Consider the following 23570-nt stretch of genomic DNA (forward strand, 5'->3'; position numbering starts at 1 on the left):
TTTAGAGTTACACCATTTTATTATTTCATGTGTCTACTCTAAGGGGATTATATCACGGTCAATGCAGAGTGCTTTTATTTTATATCATATTTTCAAGGAAAGCCACTGTCTTTGGATCGTATGTAAGATCCTGCGCTTCCATATCCTCGTCAAGCTGCCACAGCTTTGTTACTGCGAAAACTGACGATACAAAAAACGGCTGGCTGTTCAGATAGCCGAGGGTTATCTTTGCCGGAGTGTCCCCCGTCTGCTCGCTGAGCTGTTTTACCTTTGCAAGTCTTGCAAGATTAGCAGGACCTGCATACTGTCCCTCAGGGAGATTGTTTGCAGCGTCGCCCTTTGCAAGCTTTGCAAAAAAGCCCTTTGCCTGCGGGGAGAACGCCATAACAGGAAAATCATGCTTCTTGTACCAGCGGAACTCCTTTGTATCCATACAAACAAGAGTATTGTCACCGAAAGTTTCAACGCTCGAATGTGCAAGGCTGTAGTTTATCTGACTGATCCTGATAGGCTCCATACCGTTTTCCTCTGCAAACTTATTTGCTTCCTCTATCCTCTGAGTTGTCCAGTTTGAAACGCCTATAAAATGTATCTTTCCGCTCTCATAAAAATCATTGAGAACTGGCATTATCTCTTCCACAGGTATCTTCGGGTCGTCACGATGAAGAAAATAAATATCCACATAGTCAACGCCCAGCACTCTCAGGCTTGCTTCAAGATCCTTTGTAAGCTCTTCCCTGCTAAGACGGCTTTCGTCCATATGACCCATTTCAGGGTGACCGCCCTTTGTGGCAATACAAATTTTATCACGATTGTTTCTGGCTTTGAGCCATCTGCCTATTACTCCCTCGCTGGAATCGTGACCATTCTCCAGCCAGTCGCAGTAAACTCTTGCGGTATCGATACACCAGCCGCCAAGCTCTACATATTTGTCGAGAAACTCAAAATACACATCGTCACAATCGTTTCTCTCAAAACCTGCCGCACCAAAAGTCAGGGCAGGGACTTTCATTTCATATCTGTCGTTTTTCAACACATAGCTTATCATATACTCTTCCCCCTTGGCATACAATTTCCTATACTATTTATCATCACTATGTCTATCAATATATTATTATACCATATAAAAAGGACTTTTTCCACAGAATTTTGTTAAATTTTATTTTTTCATAAAAACCCCTTGACAAGTCGGTAAACTTGATATATAATTGTAAAGGTTTATGACTTTACAGAAATCCATTAGGAGGTAAGCAGTATGAGTAAAAATTTGCAAAACAGCGTTTTGCTCGACTTGTATGGCTGCCTGCTCACTGATAAACAAAACGAGATCATGGATCTTTATTACAATGACGATCTGTCGTTGGGAGAGATCGCCGCTCAGCTAGATATCTCAAGACAGGGCGTTCATGACGCTATAAAAAAATGTGAAACTGCAATGGCTGATTATGAAGAAAAGCTAGGTCTGCTAAAACAGCAGGAAGCTTATCTGGCAGAGCTTAAAGAGTTCAAGGCTCAGGCTATGGACGTTTTTAACGAGTGTAAAAAAAAGAATTATGCGAGAGATATTGCCGAAAAGGTGATAGTGCTTCTTGAAAATCTCGATTCTAAGCTTGATGAATTTGACAACGCAGAATATACTGAAGAAGAATAGATATAGATAAAAAAATTATACGGAGGACAGCTTATGGCGTTTGAAGGACTTTCAGAAAAACTAAACGGCGTGTTCAAGCGTCTTAAATCAAGAGGTAAACTTAGCGAAGCCGATGTAAAAGAGGCAATGCGTGAAGTTAAAATGGCTCTGCTTGAGGCTGACGTCAGCTACAAGGTAGTAAAAGATTTTATTGCCAAGGTAACAGAGAGAAGCGTTGGCGAGGAAGTGCTGAAGAGCCTTACTCCTGGTCAGCAGGTCATAAAGATAGTTAATGACGAGCTTATAAAGCTCATGGGCGAGGCTAACTCGAAGATAAACTTCCCTAACAAGCCGCCTTGCATAATAATGATGTGCGGTCTTCAGGGTTCAGGTAAAACAACACACGCTGCAAAGCTTGCGAAGATGTTCAAGAAAGAGGGCAAGCGTCCTCTGCTTATAGCAGCCGACGTTTACAGACCTGCGGCTATCGAACAGCTAAAGGTTGTGGGAGAGAGAGCCGAAGTCGCAGTATTTGAAATGGGTCAGATAGACCCACGAAAGATAGTAAAAGAGGGTATCAAGCACGCCAAGGATTACGGCAATGACCTTGTTATCATAGATACAGCAGGACGTCTTCACATTGATGAGGAGCTTATGAACGAGCTTAAAGACATCAAGAAGATCGCTGAGCCGAACGAGATAATGCTCGTTGTTGACGCTATGATCGGTCAGGACGCTGTAAAGGTAGCTTCAAGCTTTGACGAGGCTCTTGGTATCGACAGTGTTATCCTTACAAAGCTCGACTCTGACACAAGAGGCGGTGCGGCGCTTTCAGTGCTTGCTGTAACAGGTAAGCCTATCAAGTTCGTTGGTATGGGCGAAAAGCTTGACGAGTTTGAGGCTTTCCACCCTGAGAGAATGGCTTCAAGAATACTTGGCATGGGCGATATGCTCACACTTATCGAAAAGGCTACTCAGACAGTTGACGAAAAGGACGCCAAAAAGCTTGCAGAAAAAATGCAGGAAAAGGGCTTTGACCTTAACGACTTGCTGGAGCAGATGAAGCAGATACAGAAAATGGGCTCTATGAAGTCTATTATCAGAATGCTTCCAGGCGCAAACAAGGTAACAGACGAGCAGGTGGAGCAGGGCGAGGTTCAACTGAAAAAGACTGAGGCTATGATAAATTCAATGACAAGGGCTGAAAGAGAAAAGCCTGCGATCATTGACCCTAAGAGAAAAAGACGTATCGCTGCCGGAAGCGGCACGCAGGTATCTGACGTAAATCAGCTTCTTAAGCAGTTTGAACAGATGCAGAAAATGATGAAGCAGTTCGGTATCGGTGGAAATCTTCACGGAAAGAAATCCAGAAGAAACAGAGCGGCACTTCTCAAAGGACTTGGCGGCGGAATGCCACAATAGTTGATAAGCTATCAGCAATCAAGTGATTGATTTGATATATGAAGTTTTTTATGGAGGTGAAAATACAATGGCAGTAAAGATCAGACTCAGAAGAATGGGTGCTAAGAAGGCTCCTTTCTACAGAATCGTAGTTGCTGATTCAAGATATCCAAGAGACGGACGTTTCATCGAAGAGCTGGGCTACTATGACCCAACTAAGGAACCTTCTGTACTCAAGGTTGACGACGAAAAGGCAAAGTCTTGGATCGCTAACGGTGCACAGCCAACTGATACAGTTAAGGCTCTTCTCAAGAAGAACGGCACTATCTAATAGCTGACAAGACAATTCAGACGGTGAGCCACCTATCCCACCACTTCGCTTGCCGTTTTCGGCGGGGAAAACGCTTCCCTGCCGCATTTTCGTGGGAGAATGGAGATATTTTTATGAAAGAATTACTCGAAACTATAGTTTCTGAGCTTGTTGAAAACAAGGACGCTGTTGAGGTCGTTGTTGACGAGCCTAACGCAGAGGGTATCGTGGTTTATCATCTTCACGTTGCTCCGGACGATATGGGCAGAGTTATCGGCAAGCAGGGCAGGATCGCAAAGGCTATAAGAGTCGTAATGCGTGCCGGTGCTTCCCGTGTGGATCAGAAAATAATGGTAGAGATAGACTGATAGTTCAGTGAATAAATCATCACCCCGTACAGATAATAGTATGGGGTGATTTTTTTGCGTATAAATAAAAAATGCTTCAATGCGCTCACAGGTATAGCCGTGGGGATATGCAACGGTTTTTTCGGTTCAGGTGGAGGAATGATAGCAGTGCCTATGCTTGAAAAAGGCGGCAGTGAGGCGAAAAAAGCTCATGCCACGTCAATTGCCATAACGCTTCCATTGTCTATTATAAGCGGACTTGTATATTTCAAGGGCGGAAGTCTTGACATTTGGCAGGCTGTGAAATTCATACCACTTGGGATAGTTGGTGCGGCAGTGGGTGCAATGCTCATGAAAAAGCTTTCAAACAGTCTGCTAAAACGCATTTTCGGTGCACTTATGATAATTGCAGGCGTGAGGATATTTATGAAATAGGGTGATATTACGGCTTGGTATACAATATGTGCGGTGGCTTTTCTCACCGGCATCTTTGCCTCCATGGGTCTTGGGGGCGGAATGGTGCTTATAGTTTATCTGACGGTCTTTGCAGGCTTTTCGCAACTAGCGGCGCAGGGGATAAACCTTGTGTTTTTTATCCCTATCGCAATAATAAGCCTTGTGCTTCACACGAAAAACAAGCTTGTGGAATGGAAAAAAGCCGTTCCCGCAGTTTTGTGGGGAACGGCTGCTGTTATTATATCAGCATGGCTTGCAAACAGGATAGAGCAAAGCCTGCTTTCAAAAGCTTTTGGTATTTTCCTTATCCTAATGGGACTGAAAGAGTTATTTTTCAAGGGCGAAAAGCACAAGTTCAAAAGGGTCTGAAAAACGCTGTGTCCAGCCACTATTGCCTACTCCCCTTGACACCACAAGGGTTGTATCGTTCACGTTATAAGTGCCGTCGGTGTATTTCGGGAACAGACCCTGACCAGGTGCATAAAGACCATTCACAAGGGGAAGCCTTATAAGTCCGCCATGCGCATGACCTGTGAAGTCTATGTCTATATGCGTTCCATACTGCACTGCGGTCTTGCTGAAATAGTTGCAATCCTCGGGATAGTGGTTTAGCAGTATGACAAAATCCTCTGTGACATGAGAAAAAGCCTCGCTGTCATTTTCCATATTGTCAAAGCCCAACAGGCTTATAGTATCACCATTTCGTGTGAGTGTGGTATGCTCGTTATAGAGGACGTTTACACCATAGCTTTCACAGCCTGCAACAAACTGTTCCCTTTCCTCCTGAGAAAGATTATATTCATGGTTGCCCATAACAAGATAGACAGGACATATGTCAGGGAGCTTTTTCATAAACTCAAGGGAACGGTCAACATCGGGGAAGATCTGATCTACACTGTCCCCCGTGACAAAGATATAGTCAGGCTCACAGTCTTTGACCTTTTCCGTCAGCCTATCTATATAGCCCTTGCCCCACTCGTTGTGGAAGTCAGATATCTGAACTATCTTACAGCCCTCGAAGCCCTCAGGTAAGTTATCAAAATGCGCTGACAGCTTTTTGACCTCGATATAGGTATTAGACCACACGAAATCGGCAAATATCATTACCGCAAGCACTATTATCACTATGATGATATTTCTTTTCTGCTTTTTAGTCAGCCTGCTTTGCTTTTTTTCTTCTGTATTCAAGATAGCCCTCCAAAATTATCGTTGCGGCAACTGTATCTACAACAGCCTTTCTTGCCTTTCCCCTGACGTTTGTTTCGTTAAGGATATTGTGTGCTGTGACAGTTGTGGAACGCTCGTCCCACATTCTCACCGGCAGATTGGTACGCTCTTTCAAAAGCTCGGCAAATGCCCTGCACTTCTCTGCTCTCGGTCCCTCTGTGCCGTTCATGTTTATAGGCAGACCTACTATTATCTCACCTGCACCGTATTCAGCCGCTGTCTGAGCCGCCTTATCTGCAAGCCTTTCGGCGTTTCTCTCAGGAACAGTGCCGATAGGAGAAGCAAGAAACTCAGAGCGGTCGCTTATTGCGAAGCCTGTTCTTGCGTCGCCATAATCTATTGCCATTATTTTCATTTTGCACACCTCTATATCAAGACTTTTCTTATCATTATATCATAACACTGTCTGTAAAACAAGTCCTAAAGCAGGATTTGGGGAATTAAACTGCAAAAAACGCAATGTAGAAGAGCTCTCTACATACCATTTGCTTAAAAAAGTAAAATAGTTCCTTAAATACTGTGATTATTTGTGCATTATGGTTATTGATTTTTACTTTTAATTATGTTATAATGCTTTATTATCAGAGGGTATGCACAAATGTCAGGGTTAAGTTTTGTGCAAAATTATATTATATAAGAATTGGAAAGGAAAAAGAAAAATGAAGAAATTTTTATCAGTAGCAATGTCTGCTATCATCGCCTGCGCTTCAATATTCTCATGCACACTGACAGCTTTTGCCGAAAACGCAGAAACAGAAGACGTTACTATCGACTGCTCTTCCGCAGCGACTTGTAGCAATTGGGAACAGTCTATCACTGTCGATCAGGCAACTTTCAACGCAACAAGGCTTACAAAGGATTCAGAGATAATCGTCACATTCAAGAGCGAGGAAATAAACGAAAAGGCAGGAAACAAATACAATGCTGAGCTTATTTTCCAGAGCTGGGACAACACCACTACATCAGTTGCTCAGGACGGTGCGGTATGGGCAAAGATAGCACCTGTGAAATTTGACGATTCATCAGCTACATATGATTTTGAATCTATCGCAACTGCATACGGCACGGACGATTTCAGTCAGGTATACAACATCATAATCGGCGCAACTGACAGGGCAAAGATAACAGTAACAGGCATAACGGTAACGAACTGCAAGACAAAGACTTATGCAGAAAAGGAAGAAAAAGACTCAAAGGGAACAAACCCTATTATCATAGTTATTGCGGTCATCGCAGGAATTGCTATCGCAGTTGTGGTAATTGTGATAATTATGAACAAGAAGTCAAGCGAAGCCTTTGACGTAAGCACCGGCAAGTTCGTTGACAAGAAAAATCTTTTTGATGAGCCTAAGAACGATGAGGACGAGAAGAAATAAAAGAAATAACGCTATCAGCAGGAGGACGAGCAGTTCGTTCTCCTGCTTTTTTTATACCAGAAATATTGACTTATAGACGGAGTTATGGTATTATATTAAAAGGTATATTTAATAATTGGAGGCTATATAAAATGTCAATATTTAAACTTGATCCAGCATTTAAGGACTACATCTGGGGCGGCACCAGACTTAGAGATGAGTACGGCAAAAAGTGCGATTATGATAAGGTCGCAGAGAGCTGGGAGCTTTCTTGTCATAAGGACGGTCCAAGCGTTGTGGCTGACGGTGAATACAAGGGTCTGACACTCAATGAGTATATCGAAAAGGCAGGCAAGGGCGTTCTTGGCAAGAACTGCGAAAGATTTGAGAACTTCCCTATCCTTATTAAGCTCATTGACGCTAAGGACAATCTTTCTGTACAGGTACACCCTGACAACGATTATGCAATGAGAGTTGAGGGCGAATACGGCAAGACAGAAATGTGGTATGTTGTTGACTGTGACGAGGGTGCAACTCTTCTCTACGGTTTCAAGCACGAGATAACAAAGGAAGAATTTGCAAGAAGGATCGCTGACAACACGCTTCTTGAAGTAACAAACGCTGTACCTGTTAAGAAGGGCGACGTTTTCTTCATCAAGTCAGGCACGCTCCATGCTATCGGCAAGGGTATCCTTATTGCTGAGATACAGCAGAATTCAAACACTACATACAGAATTTATGACTATGGCAGAGTTGGCAAGGACGGCAAGCCTAGAGAGCTTCACGTTAACAAGGCTCTTGACGTAACAAAGCTTGCTCCTGCTGAGAAGTATCCTGAGACACCTGTTGAGAAGAAGGATGGCTATGACATAAAGCTTCTTTCAAAATGCGAATACTTCACAACATACAGAGTCAACGTTGAAACAAAGGCTGAGCTTGACGCTGACGAAAACAGCTTCAACAGTATTCTCGTTCTCGATGGCGAGCCTGTTATCAGCGGTGGCGAAACTGTTTCTGCAAAGAAGGGCGAAAGCGTATTTATTTCAGCAGGCACAGGCAAGTATACTGTTGAGGGCAAATGCACATTCGTGCTTACAAAGATAGACTAAGGTGAGATAAATGCTTAAACTTGACCTGAAAAAGGAGATAGGTGAGCTTGGCGCACTTGTGATCGCTTTTATTATCGGATTTGTGGCAAGCTCATTTTGGATAGGTCTTATCAGCTTTGTGGTGCTGGAGCTTGTGTATCTTCTGGCATATGACGCCATAGCAAAAAAGGCTGAAGCCCAAAAGCCAAAAGAGGAAAAGGAAGAGATAAACTTTCACGAATATGACGATGACACTGAGAGCGATAACGCTCAGTAAGCTCAGAAAATAAAAGGGAGAAATTATTATGAAGTATTACATTGGTATTGATCTTGGCGGCACTAACATCAAAGCAGGTATTGTAAATGAAGAATTTGAGATAATCGCAAAGGCTACCTGCAAGACCAATCTGCCAAGACCTGCGGAGGAGATCTGCGAGGATATGGCTAAGGTCGCTTTGGAAGCTGTAAAGAACGCAGGGCTGGAGATAGAGCAGATAGAGTCTGTAGGTATCGGCACACCTGGCACTGCAAATTCTGACACTGGCGTTATTGAGTATTCAAACAACCTTGGTTTCCTTAACTTCCACGTTGTTGACCTTATGAAGAAGTTTATCGACAAGCCTTGCTATGTTGAGAACGACGCTAACGCTGCGGCATACGGCGAGTATGTTGCAGGTGCGGCAAAGGGTGCGAACGACGCTGTTTGTATCACTCTGGGCACAGGCGTTGGCGGAGGAATAATCATTAACGGAAAGATATATTCAGGCTTCAACTTTGCAGGTGCTGAGATAGGTCACACTGTTATCGACCCTAACGGTCCGCAGTGTACTTGCGGCAGACACGGCTGCTTTGAGGTATTCTCTTCTGCAACAGGTCTTGTAAGAATGACAAAAGAGGCTATGTTCGAGGACAAGGACTCTATCATGTGGAAAATGAACGAAGAGGACGGCAAGGTCTCAGCAAGAACTGCGTTCAACGCCATGAGAGCAGGCGACAAGGCAGGCAAGGAAGTTGTTGACAAATACATAAAGTATCTTGCCTGCGGAATCACAAACACAATAAACATCTTCCAGCCTGATATTCTCTGTATCGGCGGCGGCGTATGCAACGAGGGCGACCCTCTGCTTTTGCCACTGAAAGAGCTTGTGGCTAAGGAAATTTACACAAAGAACTCAGCAAAGAACACTGAGATAGTTATTGCAAAGCTTGGAAATGACGCAGGCATAATCGGTGCGGCATTCCTTGGACTTTCACACAAAAAGTAATAAAGATATAAAGGGGAATTCAAAATGGGACTTTTCGACAAGATATTAAAAGGTGCTGTAGACGCTATCGACAACGCTGCGGCAAAGAACGGCAATGGTCCGACAGGGCTTAAAGACCTGTTCAATCAGGCTATGGACAAGAAAAACGAGGCTATAAACGGCTCGTCAAGCACCACGACTTCAAGCAAGCCAAGCACTTCAAGCACAAATTCAAGCAAGAGAAGCAATTGTGCTTATACAAGACCGAAATATACCACACCGCAGGAAGTTCTTGACACAGCGAGCATTCCTGCAAAGCCGTCAAGGAAAATAGAATTTGAGGTTTTTGACGGTGAAAACGCAGAGATAAGAGTGAAGGTAACATTCAACCTGAGCGGAGATTTTCTTGAAACGGCCGGAGATGTACACTATCTGGCGTCATATCTTCCGACCATTGATGATGATTATGATGCAGATTACTCTGACTCAAATACTCCGCTTTTTGGAGTTTTAGATGTAGATGACGAAATAATCTATAACATGGCAGAGAAATTTGATAAGGGTGGCGTACCTGAAAATGCAATGATGTTCCTGCCTGTCAATGACATGGGTCCAAGAGCACGCTTCAAGGCAAAAGTCGAAAACAGAGGTAAGATTGAATATTTCTATTATTGTCCGCTTTACGACTATATGCCTGACTTCAAGACCTGTTTCACCGTAAGCTACACTCATAATGTTGTGGGCACTCCACTTGAGAAAAAGCTTATGGCGGCTGTTGATGAGGCTGTCCGCACAATGCAGCGAGAAGTAGTTTCAACAGAAGACAGACCTTTCCGATAAGGAGGACAAAACAAAATGAAGTTCAATATAGGATTTATACCTACTTTGTTTTTGCTGATACCTGTGATATTCGCCTGCTTCAAGACACCTGCCGACAAGCCTGAGCTTGAGGACGAGAACATTATCGTCTTTATCGCAAAGTGTGTGGGCAGATTTGGCTGCATAGGCTATATGTGCCTTGCTATCGGAGATTACGAGGTAGGCTTTTCAAGCAAGCTGCTTTTCATAATATGGGCTGTTGTTGCACTGCTCGTTATCGCACTTTATTGGGTGCTTTGGATAAGGCAGTATAAAAAAGGCAATCATTTTGAAGATATTTACGGCACTGGGATCCCGCTTTTCATTATCCCTGCGGCATTCGTGCTTGTAACAGGTATCTTCTCAATGAATTTTATGCTTATCATATTCTCAGTGCTGGATATCGTTTGCGAATACTGCTCTGCATACGGTGTAAGAAAGCGTCTGCACCCTGCAAAGACAGAGGAAAGCTCAGACGAGGCTGAAACAAAAGAAAATGAGGACGGAGAATAATACCGCTCTCAGTAATATATTTTTCAAAAGAGGTAATAAAAAATGGCGTGTAATTATTTTTGTGACGGAGTAGACAAAGCTCCACAGAGATCACTTTTCAATGCTCTTGGCATGACAAAGGAAGAAATGGACAGACCTCTCGTTGGTATCGTATCTTCATATAATGAGATAGTTCCTGGTCACATGAACATTGACAAGATAGTTGAAGCTGTTAAAATGGGCGTTGCAATGGCAGGCGGAACACCTGTTGTATTCCCTGCTATCGCTGTTTGCGACGGTATCGCTATGGGTCACATGGGAATGAAATATTCTCTCGTTACCCGTGACCTTATCGCAGACTCAACAGAGTGCATGGCTTTGGCTCATCACTTTGATGCTCTTGTTATGATACCAAACTGCGACAAGAACGTTCCTGGTCTGCTCATGGCAGCCGCAAGAGTAAACGTTCCTACTATTTTCGTATCAGGCGGTCCAATGCTGGCTGGTCACGTTAAGGGCAAAAAGACTTCCCTTTCAAGCATGTTCGAGGCTGTTGGTACTTACAACGCAGGCAAGTTCACTCTTGACGACGTTGAGGAATTTGAGAACAAAGCCTGTCCGACTTGCGGAAGCTGTTCAGGTATGTACACTGCAAACTCTATGAACTGCCTTACAGAAGTTCTTGGCATGGGTCTTAGAGGAAACGGCACTATCCCTGCTGTATATTCTGAAAGACTCAAGCTTGCAAAGCACGCAGGTATGCAGGTAATGGAGCTTTACAAGAAGAACATCAGACCAAGAGATATCATGACAAAGGACGCTTTCATCAACGCTATCACAGCTGATATGGCGCTTGGCTGCTCAACAAACTCAATGCTTCACCTCCCTGCTATCGCTCACGAGTGCGGAGTAGAGCTTGACCTTGACTTTGTAAACGAGATATCAAAGAGAACGCCAAACCTCTGTCACCTCGCTCCTGCCGGTCACACATATATGGAAGACCTCAACGAAGCAGGCGGAGTTTATGCAGTTCTCAGTGAGCTTAACAAGAAAAACCTTATCAACACTGACTGCATGACTTGCACAGGCAAGACAGTAGGCGAGAACATAAGCGGCGTTGTAAACAAGAACCCTGAGCTTATCAGACCAATAGACAACCCATACTCACAGACAGGCGGAATCGCAGTCCTCAGAGGAAATCTTGCTCCTGACACCTGCGTTGTTAAGCGTTCAGCTGTTGCACCTGAAATGCTTGCCCACGAGGGTCCTGCAAGAGTGTTTGACTGCGAGGAGGACGCTATCGTTGCTATCAGAGGCGGCAAGATAGTTGAGGGCGACGTTGTGGTTATCCGTTACGAGGGACCAAAGGGCGGTCCTGGAATGAGAGAAATGCTCAATCCTACATCTGCTATCGCAGGCATGGGTCTTGGCTCAACTGTTGCACTTATCACTGACGGACGTTTCAGCGGTGCTTCAAGAGGTGCTTCTATCGGTCACGTTTCACCTGAAGCAGCCGTAGGCGGTCCTATCGCACTTGTTGAAGAAGGAGATATGATAGCGATAGATATTGACAACTGCTCTATCACACTTAAAGTATCTGACGAGGAACTTGCTGAAAGAAGAAAGAACTGGAAGCCAAGACAGCCAAAGGTAACAACAGGCTATCTTGCAAGATACGCTTCACTTGTAACTTCTGCAAACAGAGGTGCTATACTTCAGATAAAGGACTAATATCCGACACAAAATAATAAGGGAGAAAGGCGGAATAATATGAAAAAATTCATTTCAGGCTTGCTTGGAATACTCTTTGTAGTTCTTGTAGTAGTAGGTGTTTTCATCTGTACATATGTATTCAATCAGCCGTCAAGATCAGGCGATTCAAGAGAGCTTATCTCTGGAACATGGACAGATAAGGACGCAAACATCACTTTTGAGTTCTCTGACGAGGGCGATTTCACTATCACTCACACTGATAACAAATCAGTTATCGCAAAGGGCTGGTTTAAAATTCAGGAGGACGGGGGAAGCGGAAAGATACAGCTTCTTGTAAATCCGTCTGACAGAGATACAACTGTTGACATCGGTCTGAGAATGAAGTTCTTCTCGACTATTTCCTACAAAAACCTTTCTGTACCGTCTGAGGACGAGGGCGACAAGGTCGCTACCTGCAAGTTCATTTTCCAGAACTCTGACGGAGTTTACTCATGCGAGAGAAAAGACTCTGACGGCTCGTTCTACGACGGCAAATAACGAATTTTCAAGGGCTACGGCTGAACGATATGTTTAGCCGCAGCTTTTGTGCAGTAAAGACTTGATTAAGATAAAAAGGAGTAAAAATGGAGCTACTGATCAAAAATATCCGTGCCTGCGACCCGCAGACAGGGCTTGACGGTATAACGGACATAGGCATTGACGGAGGAAAGATAGTCAGCCTTGGAAAAACTGACGAGCATGCTCAGAGAGTTATCGACGCAAAGGGCAAGCTTTGTGCATTGCCCGGGCTTTTCGATATGCACGTTCACTTTCGTGACCCAGGTCTTACCTACAAGGAGGACATCATCACAGGTGCGAACGCCGCAAAGGCAGGCGGTTTCACGGGCGTCGCTTGTATGCCGAACACAAAGCCGCCTATCGACTCCCCTGAGGGCGTGAAATACGTTTTTGAAAAGGCAAAGAAAACAGGTATCGACGTTTTCCCTATTGCCTGCGTTACAAAGGGCATGAAAGGTCAGGAGCTTTGCGACTATGACGCACTCAAAGCCGCAGGAGTTACCGCCATTTCAGATGACGGCAGACCTGTTGAGAACGCTGAGCTTATGCGTCAGGCTATCGAAAAGACTAACGAGAACGGTCTTATTGTAACTTCTCACTGCGAGGACTTGAAGATAATAAACGGTGGTATCATCAACAAGGGCGAGATATCCGAAAAGCTTGGAGTAAAGGGCATGGACAGAGCCTCTGAGGACTATATCACAGCCCGTGAGATATGCCTTGCAATGAGCTGCAATGCAAGAGTTCACATATGCCACGTTTCCACCAAAGGCTCTGTGAACATCATAAGAGCGGCGAAAAAAGACGGCGTTAAGGTCACCTGTGAAACTGCGCCGCACTATTTCACCTTCACAGACGAAAAGCTTTTAGCCCGTGACGCAGATTTCAGAATGTCGCCTCCACTTAGAACTGAGGAGGACAGAGCGGCTGTTGAGGAAGCTGTTCTTGACGGCACTATCGACTGCATCATCACCGACCACGCTCCACACTCGGCTGAGGAAAAGGCTGACTTTGAGAAAGCTCCAAACGGTGTTGTTGGACTTGAAACTTCCCTTGCGGCAACGCTCACAAAGCTTTATCACAGCGGCAAATGCGGTCTTGACAAGATAGCAGAGATAATGTCGGTAAATCCGAGAAAGATAATGGGACTTGAGCCTATCAAGATAGCAGTGGGCGAAAGATGCGATCTTTGTATCTTTGACCCTGACTATGAATGGGAAGTTATCCCTGCGGAGCTTAATTCAAAGAGCAAAAACAGCGTGTTCAAAGGCACAAGGCTCAAAGGCAAGGTAATGTACACAATATGCAGAGGAAAGCTCGTTTTTGAGCTTTAATATAAAAATATCCGAAAGGAAGATAAAAATGGCATTTGACAGACTTATTGAAAATATCGTAAAGACACAAAACCCTTCAGTAGTGGGTCTTGACCCAAAGCTTGACTATGTTCCTGAATACATCAAGGAAAAGAAGTTCAAGAAATACGGCAAGACGCTCAAGGGTGCAGCTAAGGCTATATGGGAGTTCAACAAGACTATAATCGACGAGATACACGATATCTGCCCTGCTATCAAGCCACAGGTTGCATACTATGAAATGTATGGCTACGAGGGCGTAAAGACACTTTACAAGACTATACAGTATGCAAAGGAAAAAGGTATGTTCGTCATGACAGACGGCAAGAGAAACGATATCGGCGCAACTATGGAAGCTTACGCAACCGCACATCTTGGTCTTACTGACGTTGGCGGTGAGCTTGTGGAAGCTTTCGGTGCAGACGCTCTCACTGTAAACGGCTATCTTGGCTCAGACGGAATCAACCCGCTTCTTGACCAGTGCAGAAAATATGACAAGGGCATTTTCGTTCTTGTAAAGACTTCAAACAAGTCAAGCGGTGAGCTTCAGGATCTTATGATAGGCAACAAGACAGTTTATGCCACAATGGGCTCAATGTGCGAGCTGTGGGGCAAGGACGTTATGGGCAAGTATGGCTACAGCGGTGTTGGCGCAGTTGTGGGTGCGACTTATCCTGAGCAGCTTGCTGAGATGAGAAAGGCTCTGCCGCACACATTCTTCCTTGTACCGGGCTACGGTGCACAGGGCGGCGGTGCTGAAGGAGTATCAAAGGCATTTGACGATCACGGACTTGGTGCTATCGTAAACTCATCCCGTGGCGTAATGTGTGCTTACAAGAAAGAGGATAACTGTGACGAGCATGATTTTGCAAAGGCTGCAAGACGTGAAGTTATCAGAATGAAAGAGGATATAATCTCATATCTGCCAAAGATCACACTTGAATAAACACTAAAGGAGTGACTGAGTATGACAGCAAAGGGCGTTATATTGTTTACAGCGACGGTGGGAGCATTGCTTTTATGCTCCTGCGCAAAGAACGAGGATACAAGCTCTTTGACAGAAAGTCAGCAGGAGCAAAGCGATTTCCCAAGATGTATCGTAGGTGAGTGGAAATGCCGTGAAACGCCCCTTGACAACAGCGAGCTTTATTCGGGCTATCTCAGCCTTATTATCCGTTCAGACGGCAACTATCTCATGTATGACGCAGAAGCAGGCAATCCCTGCTTAAAAGGCACTATCGAAATGGACAGCGACGATCTTGATCTTATCTTTATTGACGACAGCGGAGTGGATTTTGCGCCACCTGCCGGTTGGGAGAATATGTCCAAAAAGCAGAAGATAGGCTATTTTGCTGACTCTTACACGCTAAAGCTTACTTATACTGATAATGACAGCTCGGTCACTCTCGTTTTTGATGCGGTGAACGCTCCGAATGAGGTAAAGAACTAAGTACAGGGAGGATTTTTAATGTACAAGCAGGGTAAATACCCAATAGTTTCAAAAAAGACCCTTGCAAAAGGAATTTTTGACATTGAGATATACTGTCCGCACATTGCAAAGGCGGCAAAGGCAGGACAGTTTGCACAGGTGCAGGCAGAGGGCTTTTTCCTCCGCAGACCTATCTCTATTTGCGATATCAACAAGGACAAGGGTACTATCCGCCTTGTTTTTGAGGTAAGAGGTCACGGCACTGACAAGATAAGCGAGCTTAACAAGGGCGACCTTGTTGACATTATCGCACCGCTGGGTAACGGCTTCAAGGTGCTTGAAAAGGGCAAGAAAGCTGTCTGTATCGGTGGCGGCATAGGCACACCTCCAATGGTGGGCATTGCAAAGGAATACGGCGAGAACGCCACTGTTATAAGCGGTTTCAGAAACGCTGCGGCTGTTATTTTGCAGGAGGACTTCAAGGCTATGGGCTGTGACGTTCAGCTTTGCACTGACGACGGCTCGGCAGGAAGAAAGGGCTTTGTTACTGACGCGCTTCTTGACGTGCTTAAAAGCGAAAAGCCTGATATCGTTTATGCCTGCGGTCCAATGATAATGCTGAAAAATATCACAAAAATATGTGAGGAAAACGGCATTTACTGTCAGGTATCTCTTGAGCAGAGAATGGCTTGCGGCGTGGGTGCGTGTCTTGTATGCGTATGCCGCACTGTCAAGGACGGTCAGGAGTTCAATTCTCACGTTTGCAAGGACGGTCCTGTATTCGACAGCGAGGAGGTAGTGTTTGATGAATAGGATAAATGTGAATTTCTGCGGAGTTGAGTTCAAAAACCCTGTTATCCCTGCAAGCGGAACATTTGGCTACGGCAGAGAATATGAGCAGTTCTATCCCCTTTCAAAGCTGGGCGGAATATCCGTAAAAGGCACTACGCTTCACCGCCGTGAGGGCAACCCAGGTCCGAGAGTTGCGGAAACTCCAAGCGGTATGCTCAATTCTGTTGGACTTCAAAACGGCGGCGTTGACAAGTTCATAAACTATGAGCTACCTAATCTTGTGACAAAGGACACAAGGATAATAGCCAACATAGCAGGCTCAACTATCGAAGAATGCGCAGAGCTTGCAGAAAAGCTCAACGGCACGGCTGTTGACATGATAGAGCTTAACATATCCTGCCCTAACGTAAAACAGGGCGGAGCGGCTTTCGGCACTGACTGCAACGTTGCAGGTGCGGTCACAAAGGCTGTAAAGGACGTTACGGAAAAGCCTCTTATGGTAAAGCTTTCACCGAACGTTACAAGCATTGTGGACATTGCAAAGTCTGTTGAAGCAAACGGCGCGGACGCTGTTTCCCTTATAAACACGCTTCTCGGTATGCGTATCGACATAAAGACACGCCGTCCTATACTGAAAAACAACGTGGGCGGACTTTCTGGTCCTGCGGTGTTCCCTGTTGCCGTAAGAATGGTATGGCAGGTGGCAAACGCTGTTAAAATACCTGTTATGGGCATGGGCGGTATCGCCACATGGGAAGACGCCATTGAAATGATGATGGCAGGCGCAGGAGCTGTTCAGGTAGGTGCGGCAATATTTGCTGACCCTTATGCACCTGTGAAGATAGCCGAGGGTATGCAGAAATTCTGCGAAGACAACGGTATAAACAACATCTCTGAGATAGTCGGCACTGTTAAGCCTTGGTAACAACATAGTAAAATATCCGTCTTTTTACAGGGCGGATATTTTTATGGTATTTTTTCTTATGAATTTCTTAAATTCATTGAAAACAGCTTGCAAAAGTGCTATAATTTAAGTCGTCAGGAAAGGTTGACAGAGAAAGGGGAAAGATATGTTTCTTAGAGTACTTTGCGTGATAACATCTGCACTTACAGTTCTTACCACGCTTTCAATGACATCATGCGGAGCAGACAACACCATTTCGTCTGAGGCCTCCGAAAGTGCTGTTACATCTACGGCAGACAGCGGTAAAACTGCAAAGGATATCCTTTCGGCAATAGAGGGCGACCACATGGACGCTTCGACTTTTTACGGTGAGGACAGCTTCACAAAGAATACCGAAAAGCTTTATGGTATAGAAGCTGACAAGCTCAGCGACGGAGGAATACTTTACTCCTCTGACGGCAATTATGCTGACGAGATATCAATGCTCAAAATGGCTGACGGAAGCAGTGCAAAAAGCCAGCTTGCAGACAGGCTGAGCTACAGACTTAATCAATATGAAAACTACAAGCCTGAAGAAACAAAGAAAATACAGGCGGCAAAGATATTTCAGGCTGGAGATTACTGGGTGCTTGTTATCTCTGACAATGCTGACGAGATATCTGACGAGATAACAGACATGATAAATTAAAAAACGGAGGAAAGAAAATGACAACAGCGAAAAAAATACTTACCCTTGCACTTTGTCTGACCTGCCTTACAGCGGGTATGACAGGCTGTGCAAAAGATAAAAGCAGTTCTGATACTAAAATTGCTAAAAGCACATCATCACAATCAGAAAGCAGCGACAGCGAGAAGATAAAAGAACTTAACGACAAGCTTGAAAAGCTGGAAAACACGCTTTCTAACATTCTGGGGGAGGATATATTTGATCCCGCAGACGGTGACGGCAACGTAAACGGTGAGATACACCCTATCTATGATGATACAGCAGTGGTTGAAGCTTACAAGTCGGGTGATGATTCAAAGCTCACTGACGATAAGGACAAATACATACTCAAAGAGCTAAAAAAGGCTGTGGGCGAGATAATCAAAGACGGCATGAGCGAATATGACAAGGAAAAGGCTGTTTATGATTATGTGTTCTCTCAGACCCACTTTAATGACGATTCTCTTGTGGCGATATCTGATGACAGTGAAGATGACGAGTCATACAATCCTTACGGATTTTTCCATGACCACTCTACTATCTGTGTGGGAAACGCAACAACAATAAAGCTGTTTTTTGATGTTCTGGGTATCGACAGCAAGATAATACACTCAACAGAAAACGGCGAACACGCTTGGAACGTTGTGAAGATAGATGGCAAATGGTATCACCTTGATGTGACATTTGACGGTGGTAACGAAGCTCCTGACTACGCGTATTTCAACGTACCTGACACTGCAAAGGACGACGGCTCTTATCCTTGGAACAAAGAGGACTTCCCTGAATGCACTGCCACTGACGATTGCTACATATGCAAGAATGCCAAGAAGCTTGACAGCGTTTATGATATACCTGAGCGCATAAAGGAAGCAATGTCAGACAAAGGAAAAACTATATATATGTCACTGGACGTGCCGAAGGGAGCAGGCAGCACTGCTGTTGCGGAGCAGGTCACAAACATAATATCAAACTTTTACATTGACGATTACAACGTCTCTTCCACACCTGTTATTGACGCAGGGGACAAGGTTTGCTTTGGAATTTCTTTAAACTCGGCAGATGATGACGATTCGGATAATTCTTATGACACAGACAATGCACTCGGCATTGATTACGACAAGCTTTCAAAGGCTTTCTCAGATGCTCTCGGAATAGATTATGAGTATGAGCCTGATTATTCTGATAATAACATAATGGGTTAAAGCCTATAAGGGGATTCTTTAAGGCAATACCGCACAAAGCCCACCTGACGGCTTTGTGCGGTGTTGCCTTAATAAAAGCCGCAGGGCATACAGTTTTTACGCTGTATACCCTGCGGCTTTTTATATCGGATTTGATCGAAGAAAGCTTGTTCATTGGGTCACACGTCAGCTTGCCTGACTGTCTGCCCTTTTCCGATTTTGTATGTTTGAGAAATTAGCTCTCGAAAAGTGCTGTTGAAAGATATCTCTCACCTGTATCAGGGAGAAGTGCAACGATAGTCTTGCCCTTGTTCTCAGGTCTCTTTGAAAGTATCTCAGCGGCTTTAAGTGCTGCGCCTGATGAAATACCAACAAGGATACCCTCTGTTTTAGCGAACTTGTTGCCTGTCTTGAAAGCGTCTTCATTCTCGATAGGGAGGATCTCGTCATAAACCTTTGTATCGAGGACATCAGGAACGAAGCCTGCGCCGATACCCTGAATTTTGTGTGGACCTGATTTGCCCTGTGAAAGAACAGGTGAAGTTGCAGGCTCTACTGCTACTATCTTAACGTCAGGGTTCTTTGATTTGAGATACTGACCAACACCTGTTACTGTTCCGCCTGTGCCAACGCCTGCGATAAAGATATCTACCTTACCGTCTGTATCTTCCCAGATCTCAGGACCTGTTGTTGCAAAGTGAGCGGCTGGGTTTGCTGGGTTTACGAACTGACCGAGGATAACTGAGTTCTCGATCTCGCCCTTAAGCTCGTCAGCCTTCTTGATAGCACCTGTCATGCCCTTTGCGCCTTCTGTGAGAACTATCTGTGCGCCATATGCCTTAAGAAGATTTCTTCTTTCGATACTCATTGTTTCAGGCATTGTAAGAATTACCTTGTAGCCCTTTGATACGCCCACAGCCGCAAGACCGATACCTGTGTTTCCTGATGTAGGCTCTATAATAGTTGCACCCTTTTTGAGAACACCCTTCTTCTCAGCTTCCTCGATCATTGCAAGTGCAACTCTGTCCTTAACGCTTCCTGCCGGGTTGAAATATTCAAGCTTTGCAAGGATAGTTGCGTCAGCCTCTACTGCCTTTTCAAAATTAACTGCTTCGATTATTGGAGTTTTTCCGATAAGCTCCGAAACGCCCTTATAGATCTTTGACATTTTAATCTACCTCCGATATGAAAATTATTTTATGCGGTTTTCTGTACCGCTTATGTTTGCTATGGTTATACTATATCACTTTATTCCTACTATGTCAATAGGATTAATATGCTTTCTATGTTTTATACAACAAAGTCAGCTAATTGCAGGCTCCAATTTGTGCATTATAACCTATAATCATACTCAGTAATGCAATATGGCTTATTATTTTCATCACAAAGCTCCACAAATTTTCTGCCCTCGTCGGTATAAACAAGAGCCTTTATGGCTTTACCACGCTTCAAGGGATTTTTATATTCCACACGGATACGCTTCACAGCAGACTCGTTTTCCACAAACTCGTCTGTTATGTCAAGATATCTCGCATTATTGACGTGTTCGTTCATGTCGATATAGCATTTCAGCACCGGGATATCCTCATACACCTGAGGCTCAGTATCAGGTAGGGCTATCTTTCTTGGAAGATACTCCATATCAAGCTTTGGATAGAGCTTCACCCTATCAACAAGCTCCTGTGGAACTTTTATAGGCCGCTGAGAGGTTTTGTCCATGAAAGCGCCAGAAGCTATAGACTTCACGCAGATATCACCGTTTTCGTCATATATAACTGTGTTTCTGTAGCCATACATTCTTTTAAGCTCATAGGTCCATGTTTTCACGATGAGCTTTTCGTTTTGCTCAGGTCTGCGGACTATATCAAGCTGTCTTGACACAAGAAACATCACGCAGTTTTCTTTCTCAAAAAAAGGCGACATAACAGGGTGAGTGTCAAGGTGGATAACAGAGCAATCCTGCAAAAGGTCAACAATGCAGCTATTTCTTATTATGCCATGAGAACCTATCTGGCTGCAATTTACAGTGCGTTTCATTTCATACATATTGCTTTCCTCCATTCTATATGATAATTATACAACTTATTGTCGCTTTTTTCAACAGCACATAGGTACAAATGTTAACAGAGGTAAAGAAATGTTAAAAAAAACTTGTTGAAATTAGTCCGCTTTGCTACTTATAATGATATTACAGCAATTTTACAGGAGGCAAAATATGTTTTTATGGTTAATGATAGCTATTCTTGTGGCGGTCTGCTCTGTGGCTGGCTTTATTTATCTCACAAGAAGAATATCAGCTTTTGGCTTTATAAAAAAGCTTTCAAAGGATAAAAAGGTACTTAAATACGCCATAAGTGCAGGTCTTATAGTGCTCACAGGCGGCATAATATGGCTTATATGGGACTGGATAAATACGATAATCTGTTTGCTGCATCTTGTTATATTCTGGCTTTTGTGCGACTTGTTTGTGTTCATTGGAAAGAAGATATCAAAGAAACAGGCAAGCAAATGCCTTGCAGGCTTTATCGCCGTGCCGCTGACGGTGGTGTATCTTGCAGTGGGCTGGTATCTTTGCAATAATGTATGGGAAACTGACTACACACTGAAAACTGATAAGAAGTCAGGTGACATAAGGATAGTTCAATTTGCAGACTCTCACGTTGGCACAACGTTTCATGGGGACGGCTTCGCAAAGTACATGGAAGAGATACAGAAGCTTGACTCCGATGTGGTGCTTATAACAGGCGACTTTGTTGATGATGACACATCAAAAGAGGACATGATACAGTGCTGTGAAGCTCTTGGCAAGCTGAAAACAAACTACGGCGTTTATTTCTCATTTGGCAACCATGACAAGGGATACTATGACCCTTCGTATCGTGGCTACAGCGGTGACGATCTTATTGCGGAGCTTGAAAAGAACAATGTCAACGTATTACAGGACGACACCGTGCTTATCGACGATCGTTTCTACATAATAGGCAGACAGGACAGGTCTGAGGAAATGGAAAAGGGCGGTCACAGAGCATCTATGGAAGAGCTCACAAAGGATCTTGACAGCTCGAAGTTCACAGTTGTAATGGATCACCAGCCTTGTGATTATGACGCTCAGGCGGCGTCAAAGGTAGACCTTGTTTTGTCAGGTCACACACACGGCGGTCAGCTCATACCAATAAACTTCCTTGGCACTCTCATCGGCGGCAATGACCGCACATACGGCTATGAAAAGCGTGAGGACACCAACTTTATCGTGACATCAGGCATTTCAGACTGGGCGATAAAATTCAAAACAGGCTGCAAGTCTGAATACGTTGTTATTGATGTTTCAGAGAATTAAATAGCAGGACAAAGCAAAAGGGTCAGCGAAAATGCTGACCCTTCAGTCTGTATCAGGGCTTTGAATGCTTTTCTATCGTGATTTTTTTCCAAAATGTTCATCTGCCTTTCGGACGTTCGCTGTGTCGAAAAACGCTGTGTATAAAAGTTTAGCCCAATGTTTACCCGTAGTCAAGCACCGAACTATTGACAAACTGCCCTTGTGGATATATAATTTACCAAGAAACTACACTTTGAAAAGGAGGTGTGGCAGTGACAAAGGTCATATATCCTGTTATCGGTAGGCAGACTTCCCTGCCCTTTTATCTCACCGGAATAGGCATTTCCGACCCTGAATATCACGTCACAAGGGACAAAGGGCTTGTTTCACATCAGCTCCTTTTTACCTCAGGGGGCGAGGGCAGACTAATTGTCGAAGGAGAAGAATTTGTGCAGACAAAAGGCTCGGCATTTTATCTGCCCCCTAGCGTTCCGCATGAATATTATCCTGCAAATGGGAATTGGATAACAAACTGGATAGTTTTCCGTGGTGAATTTGCGGGGCAAATGCTTGCAAACCTTGGCTTTGACAGCTTTAGATTCTCACCTGAGATAAACACACAAAAACCTGCTCAGCTTTTTGAGCGAATTTTAGTTGCCGCTGCCGACCCTGTGAATTGTGGCGAAAAAACTTCCGCACTTGTGTATGAATATATCCTCGCCATGAGAACTGCAATGCTTTTCCCTGACAGCCGAAACAACGTGGGAAGCATTACAAGGCAGGCGCTTTTGTATATTGACAGCCGATACATGGAGGATATCACCGCAGAAACACTTGCAGGACTTTCGGGAGTGTCAGTACAACATTTCTGCCGTGTTTTTAAAGCAGAAACTTCAATGCGTCCCCTTGAATATATTGCAAAACGACGTATCTCTCAGGCAAAATCTCTGCTTCTTAACACCGACTCTGACATAGGCGACATAGGCAAGCAGGTGGGCTATGAGGACAGAAACTATTTCAGCATCGTTTTTAAAAAGCTGGAGGGCGTTTCGCCAAGAGAATACCGTCGTTCAAGAGGAACAGGTTTGTAATAATATTTTAAGCTTTATTAGAATTTTCTTAGCATATTTCAAAGCAAAATGTTCGTATCTTAATAATATGCAAAATATTTCAGATTGACCATACACTCCTTTAAGCTTATAATTGTCATA

Annotated in this window: 28 protein-coding genes; 23 read left to right on the plus strand and 5 right to left on the minus strand. The window is 44.2% G+C overall.

Annotated elements, in window-relative coordinates:
* Positions 1-79: 79 nt before the first annotated feature.
* A complete protein-coding gene (locus tag WS40_RS04130; protein WP_038671085.1) occupies positions 80-1048 on the minus strand; it encodes an aldo/keto reductase in 969 nt (322 codons plus the stop codon).
* Between the two features lie 207 nt (positions 1049-1255).
* Here WS40_RS04130 and ylxM point away from each other — a divergent pair, with 207 nt between their 5' ends.
* The 6 genes from ylxM to WS40_RS04160 all read left to right on the plus strand — a co-directional run bounded on the left by ylxM (position 1256) and on the right by WS40_RS04160 (position 4513).
* Entirely contained in the window at positions 1256-1651 is a 396-nt protein-coding gene (ylxM, locus tag WS40_RS04135) for a YlxM family DNA-binding protein (RefSeq protein WP_022286621.1), read from the plus strand.
* A 33-nt stretch (positions 1652-1684) separates the two neighbouring features.
* A complete protein-coding gene (gene ffh, locus WS40_RS04140) occupies positions 1685-3052 on the plus strand; it encodes a signal recognition particle protein (protein WP_022286622.1) in 1368 nt (455 codons plus the stop codon).
* A 67-nt stretch (positions 3053-3119) separates the two neighbouring features.
* Positions 3120-3362: a 30S ribosomal protein S16 gene (rpsP, locus tag WS40_RS04145; protein WP_022286623.1), complete on the plus strand. Its 243-nt coding sequence runs from the start codon at positions 3120-3122 to the stop codon at positions 3360-3362.
* Positions 3363-3475: 113 nt separating this feature from the next.
* Complete coding sequence (locus WS40_RS04150) at positions 3476-3709, plus strand: KH domain-containing protein (protein ID WP_022286624.1); 234 nt, start codon at positions 3476-3478, stop codon at positions 3707-3709.
* Positions 3710-3763: 54 nt separating this feature from the next.
* Positions 3764-4123, plus strand: a complete 360-nt coding sequence (locus WS40_RS04155; protein WP_046440435.1) for a sulfite exporter TauE/SafE family protein — start codon at positions 3764-3766, stop codon at positions 4121-4123.
* A gap of 33 nt (positions 4124-4156) precedes the next feature.
* Complete coding sequence (locus WS40_RS04160) at positions 4157-4513, plus strand: TSUP family transporter (RefSeq protein ID WP_195519258.1); 357 nt, start codon at positions 4157-4159, stop codon at positions 4511-4513.
* On the opposite strand, the gene WS40_RS04165 is transcribed toward WS40_RS04160, so the two are convergent.
* Positions 4472-5332: a metallophosphoesterase gene (locus WS40_RS04165; protein ID WP_325208410.1), complete on the minus strand. Its 861-nt coding sequence runs from the start codon at positions 5330-5332 to the stop codon at positions 4472-4474. The genes WS40_RS04160 and WS40_RS04165 overlap by 42 nt on opposite strands.
* Positions 5295-5726, minus strand: a complete 432-nt coding sequence (gene ruvX / locus WS40_RS04170; RefSeq protein ID WP_046440438.1) for a Holliday junction resolvase RuvX — start codon at positions 5724-5726, stop codon at positions 5295-5297. Before ruvX ends, WS40_RS04165 begins: the two co-directional genes overlap by 38 nt.
* A 304-nt stretch (positions 5727-6030) precedes the next feature.
* Here ruvX and WS40_RS04175 point away from each other — a divergent pair, with 304 nt between their 5' ends.
* The 15 genes from WS40_RS04175 to WS40_RS04245 all read left to right on the plus strand — a co-directional run bounded on the left by WS40_RS04175 (position 6031) and on the right by WS40_RS04245 (position 19064).
* Positions 6031-6747, plus strand: coding sequence for a hypothetical protein (locus WS40_RS04175; RefSeq protein WP_046440441.1), 717 nt, complete (start codon positions 6031-6033; stop codon positions 6745-6747).
* Positions 6748-6878: 131 nt separating this feature from the next.
* Positions 6879-7835: a type I phosphomannose isomerase catalytic subunit gene (locus tag WS40_RS04180; protein WP_046440443.1), complete on the plus strand. Its 957-nt coding sequence runs from the start codon at positions 6879-6881 to the stop codon at positions 7833-7835.
* A gap of 10 nt (positions 7836-7845) precedes the next feature.
* On the plus strand, positions 7846-8091 hold the full coding sequence (locus tag WS40_RS04185; protein ID WP_046440445.1) for a hypothetical protein: 246 nt from the start codon (positions 7846-7848) through the stop codon (positions 8089-8091).
* Between the two features lie 28 nt (positions 8092-8119).
* Complete coding sequence (locus tag WS40_RS04190) at positions 8120-9079, plus strand: ROK family protein (RefSeq protein ID WP_046440447.1); 960 nt, start codon at positions 8120-8122, stop codon at positions 9077-9079.
* A gap of 24 nt (positions 9080-9103) precedes the next feature.
* Positions 9104-9898, plus strand: coding sequence for a hypothetical protein (locus tag WS40_RS04195; RefSeq protein WP_046440449.1), 795 nt, complete (start codon positions 9104-9106; stop codon positions 9896-9898).
* A gap of 15 nt (positions 9899-9913) precedes the next feature.
* Positions 9914-10429, plus strand: a complete 516-nt coding sequence (locus WS40_RS04200) for a hypothetical protein (protein WP_046440451.1) — start codon at positions 9914-9916, stop codon at positions 10427-10429.
* Between the two features lie 42 nt (positions 10430-10471).
* Positions 10472-12139, plus strand: a complete 1668-nt coding sequence (gene ilvD, locus WS40_RS04205) for a dihydroxy-acid dehydratase (protein ID WP_046440453.1) — start codon at positions 10472-10474, stop codon at positions 12137-12139.
* A 39-nt stretch (positions 12140-12178) separates the two neighbouring features.
* Complete coding sequence (locus WS40_RS04210; RefSeq protein WP_046440455.1) at positions 12179-12658, plus strand: hypothetical protein; 480 nt, start codon at positions 12179-12181, stop codon at positions 12656-12658.
* Positions 12659-12744: 86 nt separating this feature from the next.
* Positions 12745-14013, plus strand: coding sequence for a dihydroorotase (locus WS40_RS04215; RefSeq protein WP_046440457.1), 1269 nt, complete (start codon positions 12745-12747; stop codon positions 14011-14013).
* Positions 14014-14041: 28 nt separating this feature from the next.
* Positions 14042-14977 carry an orotidine-5'-phosphate decarboxylase gene (gene pyrF / locus WS40_RS04220; RefSeq protein WP_046440505.1) on the plus strand — a complete coding sequence of 312 codons (936 nt, stop codon included), beginning with the start codon at positions 14042-14044 and terminating at the stop codon, positions 14975-14977.
* A gap of 21 nt (positions 14978-14998) precedes the next feature.
* Complete coding sequence (locus tag WS40_RS04225) at positions 14999-15481, plus strand: hypothetical protein (protein WP_046440459.1); 483 nt, start codon at positions 14999-15001, stop codon at positions 15479-15481.
* An 18-nt stretch (positions 15482-15499) separates the two neighbouring features.
* Entirely contained in the window at positions 15500-16273 is a 774-nt protein-coding gene (locus tag WS40_RS04230; protein WP_038671067.1) for a dihydroorotate dehydrogenase electron transfer subunit, read from the plus strand.
* The gene (locus WS40_RS04235) at positions 16266-17177 is read left to right on the plus strand and encodes a dihydroorotate dehydrogenase (RefSeq protein WP_038671065.1); all 912 of its coding nucleotides are present in this window, start codon (positions 16266-16268) and stop codon (positions 17175-17177) included. The genes WS40_RS04230 and WS40_RS04235 overlap by 8 nt, the downstream gene beginning before the upstream one ends.
* Positions 17178-17322: 145 nt before the next feature.
* Positions 17323-17844: a DUF4358 domain-containing protein gene (locus WS40_RS04240; RefSeq protein ID WP_022286642.1), complete on the plus strand. Its 522-nt coding sequence runs from the start codon at positions 17323-17325 to the stop codon at positions 17842-17844.
* Positions 17845-17861: 17 nt separating this feature from the next.
* A complete protein-coding gene (locus WS40_RS04245) occupies positions 17862-19064 on the plus strand; it encodes a transglutaminase domain-containing protein (RefSeq protein ID WP_046440461.1) in 1203 nt (400 codons plus the stop codon).
* Positions 19065-19278: 214 nt separating this feature from the next.
* On the opposite strand, the gene cysK is transcribed toward WS40_RS04245, so the two are convergent.
* Together cysK and WS40_RS04255 are read right to left on the minus strand one after the other, a co-directional pair.
* Complete coding sequence (gene cysK / locus WS40_RS04250) at positions 19279-20211, minus strand: cysteine synthase A (RefSeq protein WP_038671060.1); 933 nt, start codon at positions 20209-20211, stop codon at positions 19279-19281.
* A gap of 164 nt (positions 20212-20375) precedes the next feature.
* Positions 20376-21089 (minus strand): acyl-[acyl-carrier-protein] thioesterase, encoded by a 714-nt coding sequence (locus WS40_RS04255; protein WP_046440463.1) that lies wholly within the window; start codon positions 21087-21089, stop codon positions 20376-20378.
* Between the two features lie 169 nt (positions 21090-21258).
* On the opposite strand from WS40_RS04255, the gene WS40_RS04260 reads away from it, so the two are divergent.
* Together WS40_RS04260 and WS40_RS04265 are read left to right on the plus strand one after the other, a co-directional pair.
* Complete coding sequence (locus WS40_RS04260) at positions 21259-22380, plus strand: metallophosphoesterase (RefSeq protein WP_046440465.1); 1122 nt, start codon at positions 21259-21261, stop codon at positions 22378-22380.
* Positions 22381-22631: 251 nt separating this feature from the next.
* On the plus strand, positions 22632-23450 hold the full coding sequence (locus WS40_RS04265) for an AraC family transcriptional regulator (RefSeq protein ID WP_325208411.1): 819 nt from the start codon (positions 22632-22634) through the stop codon (positions 23448-23450).
* The last annotated feature ends 120 nt before the right edge of the window (positions 23451-23570 follow it).

The organism is Ruminococcus sp. N15.MGS-57, assembly GCF_000980385.1.
GTDB lineage: Bacteria > Bacillota > Clostridia > Oscillospirales > Ruminococcaceae > Hominimerdicola > Hominimerdicola aceti.